Below are 12,291 nucleotides of genomic sequence, written 5' to 3' on the forward strand. Positions count from 1 at the left end.
TGTTGAATTGTAAATAAAAAAGAATGAAAAGATTACTATTGTTTGCTATGATGTGTGCGAGCATATCATTTGTTTCTGCACAGAAGAAATTTGATAAGGTTTCAAAAGTGACTTCATCAGAGATCAGGTGGTGGGGATATAAAGTTGTAAAAACTGAAGCATCTTCGCATTCAGGGACGGTAAAGCTGAAAAGCGGGAAATTCAATTTCGATAAAACAGTCCTTGTAGACGGAGAATTCATTATAGATATGAGGAGTATAATGGCGGGAGATGTTTCCGATGAAGATCAGATCAAGCTTACCAATGATCTGAAAAGCACCAATTTTTTTGAAGTTAAAAAATTCCCGATCGCAAAGTTTCACTTGACTAAAATCATTCCTTTAGCAAACAGTGAGTACAATTCAACGGTGTACGGTGATGTTACCATCAAAGGCGTAAGAAAAACGATTACTTTCCCTGCCAATGTATATGTAACCCAGTTTACAGTAGTGGTAGAGTCTGCTAAATTCTCTCTGAACAGAAGAGACTTTAAAGTATTCTACCAGTCTTCACTGAAAGATTACTTTATCAAGAACGAGATGGATATCCAGTTCAGAGTTTCTACGGAAAAACTGGATAACGAAAACAGAGTTCCTGTAAAGAAGAAATAAGTAAAATATACTTTCAAATATTAAAGTGGGCGGTTTTTATCAACTGTCCATTTTTTTATATATGTATTTGAATTGTGCATGAATTTTTTAGCGCAAAAAATCAATTTTAATCATATAAAAATTTTAAAGAATGTATCAGCCACAAGTTGAATCCAGGGCGAAGCACGATTCTTTGCCTTTAAATAAAAAATGTTGAGTCAGAAGCTTTGTGTTAAAAAATATTCAACTTCTTCACGTGTCAAAATAAGGATAATCAAAATGATTTTTCATGCATACCCATACATCAAGTCATCTTAATATTCTAAAATCCTTCAGTAAACTTAATGGTTCAGATCATACACAGCCAAAATTAATCTCTGCTTTTTACCATGTTTTTTCATAAATTAGTACTATGAAAGTTTATGTAGTAAGCGGTCTCGGAGCCGATTTTAAAGTATTGGAAAGACTGGAATTTCCCGGGAACTGTGAGTTGGTTTTTATAGACTGGCTCATTCCCGAAAAAAACGAGCCTTTTCATTCCTACGTCCAAAGAATGGCGGAAAAAGTAGATGATTCCGAACCGTTCTGCTTATTGGGCTATTCTTTTGGCGGTATTATGGTGCAGGAGATCAATAAGCTGAAGCCGGCTCAAAAAGTGGTCATCATGGGAAGCATCAAGTCGGATAAAGAAAAATCTAAATTTATCAGGACCGGCGAGATTACAAAAATTCCCAGAATACTTCCTGTTGGGATGTTTAATGACAAAGCTGCCAATGTATATGCTGTGGTCAGAAAACTTTTTGATCCTAAAAATCCTAAAATCCTTGAATACTTCAGAGTCAGAGATCCCTATTACCTCAAATGGTCTATAGAAAAAGTTTCCGAATGGAAATTTGAAGAAACTCCGGAGGTTATTCAGATATTGGGAGATAAAGACATTGTTTTTCCTATTAAATATTCAAAACCCGATTATGTGATCAAAGGAGGGACCCATCTTTTTCCTGCTACAAAACATAAAGAAGTATCCAGAATATTAAAGGAAGTTTTTGTTTAAAACTGATTTTAATATAATTAAGGTATAATATTTTAAGGGTTATCATTTAAAATGTATGTTTTTATAAAATTTATATTTAATTTTGATAGGGTTAAATGTAAATTGTATGAAAATTGGTTTAAAATGGATTGTTTCATTCTCGGTCATTACCCTTGTGGCATTCGGAGGATTATTTTGGAGCCCGGCTGTTGATTTGCCCAACACCGGAGAATTTCTCAGTGAAGATAAGATCGTAGGGGCAGATGTCGCATGGATTCTTGCCGCGGCAGGGCTTGTACTGCTGATGACACCAGGACTGTCATTCTTTTACGGAGGTATGGTAGGCAAGAAAAATGTGATCTCCACCATGCTGCAGAGCTTTATAGCACTCGGTGTTATTTCTATTTTATGGGTCGTTGTCGGATTTTCCTTGTCATTTGGGGATTCATTAGGTTTTGAGCTCAATGGTGTACATTACGGAATCATTGGAAATCCTTTAAGTTATCCGTTTTTCAGCCATGTGGGGGCATTACCTCATAAAATGATGGCTTCCACTATTCCTTTTGTTCTTTTTGCCCTTTTTCAGATGAAATTTGCCGTTATTACTCCCGCACTGATCACAGGTTCTTTCGCTGAAAGGGTTCGTTTTATTTCTTATCTTTTATTCATGGTGCTTTTCAGCATTTTTATCTATACACCGCTTTGTCATATGGTATGGCATCCTGACGGACTTCTGAATAAATTTTTCGGAGTAAAAGACTTTGCTGGTGGAACCGTAGTCCACATGAGTGCAGGTTTTGCAGCTTTAGCGGGTGCTTTGGTTCTGGGGAACAGAAAAAATCCGCATCATGAGCCTTCCAATATTCCTTATGTCCTTCTTGGAACAGGAATGCTGTGGTTTGGATGGTTTGGATTTAATGCCGGTTCTGCTCTGAGTGCCAATGCCTCTGCAGCAGTGGCTTTCGGAACAACCACCATTGCTTCCGCTTCTGCTATGATGACCTGGATATTTTTTGACAGGATTAATGGAAGGAGCGTTTCTGCCTTGGGAGCCTGCATCGGAGCTGTAGTAGGGCTGGTGGCCATTACTCCCGGATGTGGGTTTGTCAGTATTCCGGAAAGTCTTTTTATAGGATTTGCCGCTGCTATTGTCTCTAATCTTATGGTAAACTGGAAAACATTGAAAAAAATAGACGATACCCTCGATGTTTTTGCCTGCCATGGGGTAGGGGGAATTATGGGAATGATCCTGACTGCTGTTTTTGCCCACGGTGAAAATGCCAGCCTCCTTCATGGCGGTATTGAGGTTTTCGCCCATCATATGGCTGCACTGGTACTTGTTTCAGCTTTTACCTTTTTTGGCTCTCTGCTTTTGTATAAAATTACAGATTCTATCATTACATTGCGGGTTTCTGAAGAATCTGAAGATATGGGGCTTGATCTTTCTCAGCATAAGGAGCGGTTCAAGTGATGGTTGCTAAAAAAAACAGGGCACAGATGATATCTATGTGCCCTGTTGAATACTGAAATGAAAAGGATGTTGGATCTCCTGATCACCCAATAGATTGGATGGCGCTGAAAATGTTATTTTTTGACCTTTCAAATACTTCACCCCCGAATTCCTCATTATCTAATGAGAAAATACTAACATCCCTGACTCCCATGATTCCGAAAATGTGTTTCAAATAAGACGTTTGGAAATTGATATGCCCGTTTTTTTCATTTTCTCCGTATCCGGTATCACCGCGGGCAGATAATATAAATGCTTTTTTGTTTTCAAGCAAGCCCACATAGTCACCATCGGGGACTCCTGATCTGAATTTCCAGGTTTCATTGATCCGCATTACCTGGTCTATATAAGCTTTTAACCCACTCGGAATAGCCCAGTTGTACATTGGAGTTCCAATGACATAGATATCATGCTCTTTGAGCTCTTGTACCAGCTCATTGCTTAGCTGTAATGCCTTTTGGTTTTCTTCGGTCCTGTCCGACGGCTTTTTAAATGCTCCTGCAATCCAGGATTCATTAATGTTGGGAATACTGTCAATACCTGTTTCCCGGTACATAAATACATCCAGGGGGTATTTACTTTTCCAGTTTTCAACAAAAAGTTCGGTTAGTTTTCGGCTGTAAGATCTTTCATTTCTTACACTGGCGTTAATGATCAATACTTTCATTATTATAAATTTTATAACAACAAAATTCCTGATTATTCATTCCTTAAAAATTGATCTAGTTCAAGAGGATTTATTTTTTTTCCGGATTCTGCTTATAAATTCGGCTGACACTCCTAAATAAGATGCAACTAAATATTGAGGAACCCTGGAGACAATATCGGGGTAGGTATCAAGAAAATCATAATATTTCTGTTCAGCTTTATACATATTGTTAAACACAATCCTTTTTTCAAGAGTTCCCAGATAGCTTTCTAAAATAATTCTGAAGTATCTTTCCAGGGAAGGGATTTCCTGCAGCATTTTTTGAAAAGACTGATGGCTGATCTGTAAAAGATTTGTTTTTTCTACAGCCTGTATATTGTAAATAGAAGCTTTTTGTTTCGAAAAACTGGAGATATCGGTTGCCCACCAATGGTCAATAGCTAAAAAAAGGATCTCTTCATTTCCGTTTTCTGAATTGATGCAAAAGGCTTTTAATACACCTGAAATAATATAGCTGTCATGCCGGCAGATTTCCCCGTTTCTTAAAAGAAATTCACCTTTTTCCAATGTTTTTTCTGTCCAGAAGCTTTTAAAAACAGCTGTTTCTTCGGGACTTAACCTGACATGCTGTGCAATATTCTTAATTAATGTTTCCATTTGAAGTGATTAAAAGGAGAGAAACTGATATAGGGGTTGAAGAGAACACTATAACTGCTAATTTACAAAAATACCTATTATAAAGGCATTCCATGATTTACGAAGTGTTATTAATTTGAGATCCGGGGACACTTTTATTGGGATTTATCGCGTATCTTTGTTTTAAGAGGAAAATGAAGAATTATCTATGGAATCAATATCGGTTTTTGAGATTATTAAAGTAGGAATAGGCCCGTCCAGTTCGCATACAATGGGGCCCTGGAATGCAGCTTCTGCATTTATCAGAATTATAAAAAGGGAAAGATCAATCGCAGAAGTGAAAGAAGTTTTCCTTGAATTTTTCGGTTCTTTAGCTAAAACCGGAATTGGGCACGGAACAGATATTGCCGGAATGCTTGGGCTGAATGGTGAAGATTTTAAAACAATAGACACAACTAAGATCGATGAAAAAGTCGATAGAATAAAAAATACCCAGATCCTGAATCTGGGTGGTGAAAAAGAAATTCCTTTTGTATATGGACATCACCTGATCCTGAATATGGGAAAGTCGCTTGATTTTCACCCTAACGGAATGATCTTTAAAGCTGTTTTTGAAGACGGCACCGAGCTTGTTCAGGATTTTTATTCTGTAGGAGGTGGTTTTATTGCAAGCCAGGAAAAAAATTCCATAGAAAAACACTGTGTCCGAACACTATATCCTTGCCATCACGGGTCGGATATTATAAAATATTGTGAAAAATTAGGGTTTAAAAGATTTTCAGACCTGATTTTGATTAATGAAGAAAGCTGGAGATCCCAGGAAGAAACCAGACAGGAAGCAATGAATATCTGGAAAAATATTAAAGAATGTATCTATAAAGGAGTCAATAAGGAAGGTATCCTTCCCGGCGGTTTAAATGTCACCAGAAGGGCTGCAGGAATCAACAGAAAGCTTTTAGGAGACAAGATCTATAAAAATATTGATGAATGGTTTAAAATGGTGGTCGATGCAGAAGAGAATTTCACGAATATCAATAAATGGATTGCGTGTTTTGCGCTGGCAGTGAATGAAGAAAACGCAAGCTTCGGAAGAATCATTACAGCACCTACCAATGGAGCCAGCGGTGTTATTCCGGCAGTTTTAATGTATTCGCAGGCATTTACCGAATTCATCAGTGAAGATGACATTGTAAGATTTCTGCTTGTAGCAGGTGAAATAGGTACGCTTTTTAAGAAAAATGCAACAATTTCAGCTGCAATGGGCGGATGCCAGGCTGAAATCGGAGTTTCATCAGCGATGGCAGCAGCAGGACTGACGGAAATATTAGGTGGAAGTATTGGCCAGGTATTGATGGCGGCTGAAATTGCCATGGAACATCACCTTGGACTTACATGCGACCCTATCAAAGGCCTTGTACAGATTCCTTGCATTGAAAGAAATACAATGGGTGCCATGAAAGCGATTACTGCAGCGAATATAGCCCTGGAAAGTGATCCTGCCAAAGCGAAAGTGACTTTGGATGAAGTAATCCAGACCATGTGGGAAACAGCTTTGTCGATGAGCGACCGTTTTAAGGAAACCTCAGAAGGAGGGCTTGCGATTGCAGTCAATGTTCCTGAATGTTAACAGAGAATCTTAAAAAAATATAAAATCCTTAGAAATTAATCTAAGGATTTTTTTATGATGTATTTTAAGCTTAATAATTTTGAAGCATTAAGAGCTATGAAGTGATTAAGAAAATGAAGATAAAATCAATTACTTTTTAACCACATGCAAGCACTGTTTAATGTTTTTTTAAGATCTTAAAAGGCTTGTTCTTATCTTAAAATACCTCTGATCCTGTTCGCATTGGTGATCAGCTCTTCAAGGTATTCATAATTTTCTTTTTCTAAAGCAGCCTTGAATTTTCTGAGCTGGGTGATGTGCTCATTCAGAACATCCAGAACATTTTCCTTATTTTGCTTAAAAATGGGAACCCACATTTCAGGATGTGATTTTGCAAGACGTACGGTACTGGAAAAACCGGAACTGGCAAGCTGGAAAATAGTTTCTTCTTCACGTTCTTTTTCCAGAACAGTATTGGCCAGAGCATAGGATGTAATGTGAGAGATATGTGAAATATAAGCAGTATGAATATCATGATCCTGTGCATTCATGTAAATCAGGTGCATATCAAGGTTTTCTGCTACTTTTTCAACCAGTTGAAGCGCGTCCGGGGCAGATTCTTCTTTATTACAAATTACTCCTGCCTTTCCTGAAAAACTCTCGGAAACTGCAGATCCGGGACCACTGTTTTCTGTACCCCACATCGGGTGGAAGGCTACAAACCTGGAACGTTTAGGATGGTCTTTGACTGCATTTACGATCCCTGCTTTGGTAGATCCGGCGTCCATCACAGTTTGTTGGTCTGATATAAGATCGAGCACGCCGGGAAGCAATTTTCGGGCGGCATCTACAGGAACGGCAACGATAATGAAATCAGCATTTCTGACTCCGTATTCCAGATCTGTACCTGCATCAATAATATTAAGTTCCAGCGCCTCCCGGATATGTTGCTGATTGTTATCGATTCCGTAGATAAAATCAGCCAGACCCTTTTTCCTTAATTTTAATGCCATTGAGCCCCCGATTAATCCTGCACCAATAATACTTATTTTCATCTTTCTAAATTTTTAAAATAAAAAACCCCGTCCGAGGACGAGGTTTTAAGTTATGTTCATAAGAATCCCTAGCCCAGATTTGAGTTCAAAATTCTATAATAATATGTTCCGTTATTGAAATTCACAAAGCGAAGGTATAAAATATTTTTCAAACTGGGGATATTTTTGGCTTAAATTATATCATCCGTCTTAATCTGCACTGTGCATGATTATTCTTTTCACATCCTTATTCTGCTGTTCCAGGCTTAGAGTCGTTACACCACCCGCAAAAAGGAGCTCAATTTCAGCTTTTACATGAGTAACGGTGTAGCTTATGGAAATAAGACCGTCTTTGTTTATTTCTTTTGTCATGTTTTCTTTCGGCAGGTCGGTTAATAACAGCTCAGCATTTTCTATGTCCTTGTCTTTTATTGTCCTTCTATAAACTTCATCAATGACAGAGTTTTTAAAGACACATTCCTGTTCAGTTTCGTATTCGATCTGTTTTTCGGTGCATTCTTTCAGTGTCGGGATTTCTTTAGCTTGAGAATCAGAGGTATTTTCTGTAGCTGCTGCCTTAGAAGGAATACTGTCTTTTTGAACGTTTACGGCTGCATTCACTGTTTTTTCTGACTCATTTTTACAGGCCGTAAAAAATAAAAGACTGAGGCAGACGAAACTTATTTTTTTCATGGAATTTTAAATTTACTTTTTAGAGTGGTTCAAAAATAATGAATATTCATATTTGAAACTGTCCCGATCTGTGATTTTAAATGTTTGTCTTTATAAGTATTGAATATCAGTTGTTTTTTGGTTACGGATTATTTTTTAATCCGTAAAATACAGTTCAATTTTAACTGCTTTTTCTGTTAGAAGGGCAGTGTAATAGCCGTCTTTTTGTACTTTTGTATGACGAGGCCTTTTTGTGAAAAAATGATTTCACTGAATCGATCCATTTTATCATTAAATCTAATAATATGAACTATCTGAAAAAAATAATATTCATAATATGCCTTGCCACAGGTATCGGTCAAGCTCAGCAAAAGAACACTGATGCGAATTATAGTTTGAGCGGTTTTATTGACCAAAAAATCCCTGTTGAACTGACCGTCAGTGTTTCAAAGAACGTTGTTTTAGGGAACATCAGATATGTAAAAACTAAAGAAAAGAAACCCATTAAAATAATAGGAACGCTGGATTCTGGAACTCATTATCATCTGGAAGAATTTGAAAAAGATGGGAATATCAGCGGAATTATTGACGCGGTCTTAAAAAATGGAAAATTAGAGGGAACCTGGTCTTCCACAAAGTCTGATGCAGTTTATCCCATGGTACTGGATGTCCAAACTAAAGTAAATCCGAAGCCGGAAATATTTTCACCTGTTCCATCTGATCATTTTGAAGGAACGTATACCTATCAATATGGAGAAGATGGGTATCAGGGAAGTATTGCTATTAAAAAGATAAAAGGTCAGATGTATTCTTATGACATTGGTTCTGTGACCAGGGCTCCGGGCAGAAATATTGCAGATGCATCGGGAGAGGTGATGATTAAAAATAATCAGTTTACCATTGAAATCAATAAATCATGTTCATTCCTGGCTACATTTTATAATGGATTTATATCAATTACACCAGTTCCGTCTGAGCAGTCGCGTGACTGTGAATTTGGGCTGAATGCAACATTAGAAGGAACTTTTCTTAAAGTGAAATAGATTCGTGAGCTAACGCAAAACAAACTTATTGAATCACTTCTGAAAAATAAAAGCCAATGGGCTGTCCTCAAAAGTTAGATATTGTTTAGTCTTTATTAGAATACGAGTGTGATCTTTGCGAGAATGGAGGCTTACTGATTATGTCTCTCTAAAGATAGTAACTCCAGTTTTTAAGTTACGTGGAGTGCGTTATCATGAAGGCTAACTAGGTTTATTACAGAACAGAATTAATATTACAGCAAAATACAATGATCATGAAGAATTGTTTTTATCCTTTACTGGTAGTAATTGCTGCCATACATTGGAGCAATATGGAAACCTTCATACCCGAAATTGGAAAGCGGAAGCTTCCTTCTTCGTTACAGGTCGTACCATCTGATACGATAAAGATCAAAGAATCTTTCAGGGAAAATGATATTGTCGTCAACGAATATTTAGCTGACAGGCTGAAACCAATCCGTGCCAATTTTAAAAGGATCAATTCTATTACAAAATGGAGTTCCATTACAAGGAAAGACATAGAAGGAGAATCCACAGAAGGCGGGGAAGCTGTATTTTATGAGCAGAAGGGGCGTTTGGAAAAGATAACGGCAAGACTTTACGGTGAAATGGGGCAGGTACTTACCGAATATTATCTTCTTAATGGAAATCTATCATTTGTTTTTGAGAAAATATATACCTACAACCGGCCGCTGTTCTATGATGTAAAGGCTATGAAAGAAAATAATGATACCGAAGCTTTTGATTTTAAAAAATCAGAGATTGAGGAAAGCAGAAATTATTTTGAAAAACAAAACCTGGTTCATATAACCAATAGTGTGGATTGTGGTGCACCTTTCAGCAGTGATTATATTGCAGGAGAGCAGAAAAGAATTTACGAGGCATTTCAAAAACTTCTACAACTCAGAAAGGAAAAATAATGTAACAATATAGCAGTTTAACAATGTACCAGTTTACCAGCCATTTAATCAAACCGGATACTTCCTATCTATTATAATACCCTGGTATTATAATATTGCTATATTGCTACATTAATTTTATGGGTTTGAGATAATCAGTGTCGAAGGAATATCAGACAGCCAAAGGCTCTTACTGTCGATCAGGTTTTTCCAGCTTTTGCTGCTGACCAGCATCAGATCCTGTGAGTTCAGGAATTCTTTCTCGATCTTTTTCTCGTTATATAAAGTGATGTGATTCGGGGCTACCTGCTCAATGCTTCTGATCAGTTCTTTCACCTCGATATTGTTGCGGATTTGTCCGGCAGCATCCAGGATAATGATTTGCGAATTGTTATTGTTGATCAGTCTTTTTGCATATTCCAACAGATAAAAATCGCTCAGATTAAAAATAGGTACGAACACTTTGTCCGCTGATTTAAAATCTTTCTCTACCAGAATTCCTACAGGAATATGGGTTTTGTCCAGGATCTGAAGTGTAAAATCGTCAAAAGGGGAGTTGTTGAAAATATTTCCTTTTCCTTTTACTGTATTCAGAAGCTTTTCAGGATTGATGATCTTCGTTGTGAAGCCAAGCAGCCTTCCCAGCAGGCTTCCTTCGTACATAGATTTTCCGAGCATGATCAGAAGAAGGTCATAATTTCCTTTGTTTGAAATACCTGCAAGGTCGTTTTGAATATCTGTGGAAGCTTTGAAGAGGGTTGTAACTTCCAGTTTCAGGTCGTGTGATGTTTCAATAACGTTTTTAAACTGGGCATCTTCATATTCATTGATATCATAAGCATGCATTTCATCTACCGGAGCAATATTCATAGCAGTAATGCTTTTATTGCCGTTCATTTTATTGGTGAAATCATGGGCAAGCTTCAGCAGCGTGCTTCCGGATTCAGGTTTATCAAAAGAGAGCAGGACACGGTATTTTGAGTCATTATTGTCGTGAATCTCTTCATCGGAGCTTTTTTTAGATTTAAAAATAAAATTAATAAAGTCCAAAGCAGGTCCTGTCATAAAAGTGGTAAATAAAGCCATAATCACCAGCATTGCAAAGATCTCCGGGCTTAAAACTCCAAGGTCATATCCGATATTCAGGACAATAAGCTCCATAAGTCCGCGTGTATTCATAAGAGCGCCAATCGTTAAACTTTCCTTCCAGTTGATGCCGACGAACCGCGCTGTGAGGGCACTTCCAATAAACTTTCCGGTAACAGCCGTTAAGATGATGAATCCTGCTGTCATCCACAAATGGCCGTCATTCAATAGTCCGATCTGTGTACGGAGACCCGTAAATACGAAGAATAGCGGAAGAAGAAGTACCAGAGCCACATCTTCTACCTTATCGATGAAAAGCGTACGGAATTTGGCATTTTCCGGCATGATAGCACCTGCCATAAATGCTCCGAATAAAGCATGAATACCAATAACTTCAGTAGCATACGCAGAAAGGATAAGAGTCAGGAAGAAAATAGCGACCATAGGTTTGCTGATGGTATTTTTTCCCGCCTGTAAATCTCCGATCCTTTTCAGAAACGGCCTTACGATTTTGATCATAAAAAATACATAGGCAATAGCCATAATGATCACATAGATGGAGCTGGTGAAAGATCCGGCCTTTACAATGGCAATCACTGCCGCAAGGATACACCATGCCGTAATATCATCTGCTGCTGCACATGTAATAACAATAGTTCCGAGTTTGGTTTTCTGAAGATTTCTCTCCTGAACAATTCTGGCGAGTACCGGGAATGCCGTAATACTCATTGAAATGGCAATAAACAGGGCAAATGATGTAAACTGAATACCTTCCGGTGCAAATTCCTGATATACAAAATAAGAAAGCCCTATACCCAATGCAAAAGGAATGATGATACTGGCATGGCTGATGACTACCGCATCATGTGCTTTTTTTCTTAAAACACTGAGATCCAGCTCCATTCCTACAATGTACATAAACAGGATAAGGCCTATCTGGCTCAAAAACTGTAAGTTGCCTAAAGATTCTTTCGGGAAAAGAAAAGCAGAGAACTCAGGAAAGTACATCCCGAGTAGTGAAGGGCCTAAGACAATCCCTGCGATCATTTCGCCAATTACCGTAGGCTGCTTGATTTTCATACAGATCCATCCAAAAAGTCTTGCAACAAGAATAATGGTAACAATCTGCGCCAGAAGAAGGGCCAGCGGATGATGAAGATTCGCTTTAAAAGATTCCTGGAAGTTTTCCCATGTAGAACCTGTGTTGGTTTTAGTAACTATATTTTCCTTGATCTCCAATGTCTGTCCCTCTATGATGAAGAAGTACATCAGGCAGGAAAAAAAGGCGATGGTTGCTATGTAAAAAATTAAATTTCTGTATTTTCCCCAATTCATGATCCTAATATTTTAATGCAAAGTTGATAAGAATATATTGATGTTAAATACTATTCTTTTTAAAATGTAATAAATGTTCTAAAAAATGTAATAAAAATGATATAAGGTTGAAAGACGGAAGAGGAGGTTGGAAGTTATTGTGGACACTTTTTTAATTTC

General features: G+C 37.6%; 11 protein-coding genes. 6 read left to right on the forward strand and 5 right to left on the reverse strand.

Annotated features, from left to right (window positions below):
- Positions 1-23 precede the first annotated feature (23 nt).
- The 3 genes from AC4IFE_RS10400 to AC4IFE_RS10410 all read left to right on the forward strand — a co-directional run bounded on the left by AC4IFE_RS10400 (position 24) and on the right by AC4IFE_RS10410 (position 3,133).
- The gene (locus tag AC4IFE_RS10400) at positions 24-650 is read left to right on the forward strand and encodes a YceI family protein (RefSeq protein WP_490756854.1); all 627 of its coding nucleotides are present in this window, start codon (positions 24-26) and stop codon (positions 648-650) included.
- 391 nt (positions 651-1,041) lie between these two features.
- Positions 1,042-1,683 (forward strand): alpha/beta hydrolase, encoded by a 642-nt coding sequence (locus AC4IFE_RS10405; protein WP_490756856.1) that lies wholly within the window; start codon positions 1,042-1,044, stop codon positions 1,681-1,683.
- Between the two features lie 106 nt (positions 1,684-1,789).
- The gene (locus tag AC4IFE_RS10410) at positions 1,790-3,133 is read left to right on the forward strand and encodes an ammonium transporter (RefSeq protein ID WP_490756858.1); all 1,344 of its coding nucleotides are present in this window, start codon (positions 1,790-1,792) and stop codon (positions 3,131-3,133) included.
- Between the two features lie 82 nt (positions 3,134-3,215).
- Here the strand turns inward: AC4IFE_RS10410 and AC4IFE_RS10415 are convergent, their stop codons facing one another.
- Together AC4IFE_RS10415 and AC4IFE_RS10420 are read right to left on the reverse strand one after the other, a co-directional pair.
- Positions 3,216-3,839 (reverse strand): FMN-dependent NADH-azoreductase, encoded by a 624-nt coding sequence (locus AC4IFE_RS10415; protein ID WP_490756859.1) that lies wholly within the window; start codon positions 3,837-3,839, stop codon positions 3,216-3,218.
- A 60-nt stretch (positions 3,840-3,899) separates the two neighbouring features.
- Complete coding sequence (locus tag AC4IFE_RS10420) at positions 3,900-4,478, reverse strand: Crp/Fnr family transcriptional regulator (protein WP_490756861.1); 579 nt, start codon at positions 4,476-4,478, stop codon at positions 3,900-3,902.
- A gap of 187 nt (positions 4,479-4,665) precedes the next feature.
- Here AC4IFE_RS10420 and AC4IFE_RS10425 point away from each other — a divergent pair, with 187 nt between their 5' ends.
- A complete protein-coding gene (locus AC4IFE_RS10425; RefSeq protein WP_490756863.1) occupies positions 4,666-6,084 on the forward strand; it encodes an L-serine ammonia-lyase in 1,419 nt (472 codons plus the stop codon).
- 191 nt (positions 6,085-6,275) lie between these two features.
- Here the strand turns inward: AC4IFE_RS10425 and AC4IFE_RS10430 are convergent, their stop codons facing one another.
- A complete protein-coding gene (locus tag AC4IFE_RS10430; protein ID WP_490756865.1) occupies positions 6,276-7,118 on the reverse strand; it encodes a prephenate dehydrogenase in 843 nt (280 codons plus the stop codon).
- Positions 7,119-7,307: 189 nt separating this feature from the next.
- The gene (locus tag AC4IFE_RS10435) at positions 7,308-7,790 is read right to left on the reverse strand and encodes a hypothetical protein (protein ID WP_490756867.1); all 483 of its coding nucleotides are present in this window, start codon (positions 7,788-7,790) and stop codon (positions 7,308-7,310) included.
- Between the two features lie 284 nt (positions 7,791-8,074).
- Between AC4IFE_RS10435 and AC4IFE_RS10440 the strand changes: the two genes are divergently transcribed.
- Positions 8,075-8,812, forward strand: a complete 738-nt coding sequence (locus AC4IFE_RS10440; protein WP_490756869.1) for a hypothetical protein — start codon at positions 8,075-8,077, stop codon at positions 8,810-8,812.
- Positions 8,813-9,066: 254 nt separating this feature from the next.
- Entirely contained in the window at positions 9,067-9,732 is a 666-nt protein-coding gene (locus AC4IFE_RS10445) for a hypothetical protein (RefSeq protein WP_490756871.1), read from the forward strand.
- A gap of 117 nt (positions 9,733-9,849) precedes the next feature.
- Here the strand turns inward: AC4IFE_RS10445 and AC4IFE_RS10450 are convergent, their stop codons facing one another.
- Entirely contained in the window at positions 9,850-12,132 is a 2,283-nt protein-coding gene (locus AC4IFE_RS10450; RefSeq protein ID WP_490756872.1) for a cation:proton antiporter, read from the reverse strand.
- Positions 12,133-12,291 lie beyond the last annotated feature (159 nt).

Source organism: Chryseobacterium sp. UF-81 (genome assembly GCF_058245105.1).